This is a genomic window from Jatrophihabitans sp. YIM 134969, assembly GCF_054456675.1.
Map to the genome: position 1 here is coordinate 1 of NZ_JBTJEQ010000113.1, position 703 is coordinate 703.

General features: G+C 78.0%; 1 protein-coding gene and 1 pseudogene. Both read left to right on the top strand.

Annotated elements, in window-relative coordinates; translation table 11 throughout:
- A partial coding sequence (locus ACXR2U_RS24095; protein WP_458827627.1) for a helix-turn-helix domain-containing protein occupies positions 1–288 on the top strand: 288 nt, incomplete at its 5' end.
- Positions 289–388: 100 nt separating this feature from the next.
- A pseudogene (locus ACXR2U_RS24100) lies at positions 389–703 on the top strand (hypothetical protein); the annotation flags it as partial.

A 703-nucleotide genomic window follows, 5' to 3' on the forward strand; every position in this document is an offset into this window, starting at 1 on the left:
GCGGCGGCGGCGGTCGCAGCGGCGCGCACCGCGACGCTCGGGGCCACCACCTCGGTCGCGGCCCCGGGCGGGAAGCGGTCGACCCCCGTGTCGCACCGTCCGGCGACCGCGGGGGAGCAGGCCCTGCTCACCCTCATCGGAGCGGGCCTGAAGGACGAGGTCATCGCGCGCCAACTGGGCATCTCGGCCCGCACGCTGCGCCGGCGCAGCCAGGAGCTGCTGGCCGAACTCGGGGCGGCGAACCGGTTCCAGGCGGGAGCCGAGGCCGCTCGGCGCGGCTGGATCTGATCCACCTCGACGTGAGCGCTGTGGCCGGAAGCGGCCACTGGCCGCAACAGGTCTGACCTGATCCCGTTCGCGCCCGCACACGGCCCGCACACTGCTCCCCGTGTCCCCTTCGCACCGTCGCTCCCGTGCCGTCCCGCCGCTCGGTCGCCCCCGCCGCGCGCTCGTCCTGCTGACCACGGCGGTGACCGCCGCGACCGTGGCCGCGCTGCCGTCGTCCTCGGCGGACGCCGCTCCCGTGGCCGAGCCTCCCGTGCGGGTCGTCGTCGAGCTGACCGCCCCGGCCACGAGCGCCGCGCTCTCGGCCGACCAGCGTCAGACCCTGCGCACCCGTGCCGCCCGGGTCAACCGCGGCGACGTGAGCCGCACCGACGCGGGGACCGCCGCGCGCGAGACCGCGGCCACCGCGGCCCTCGGC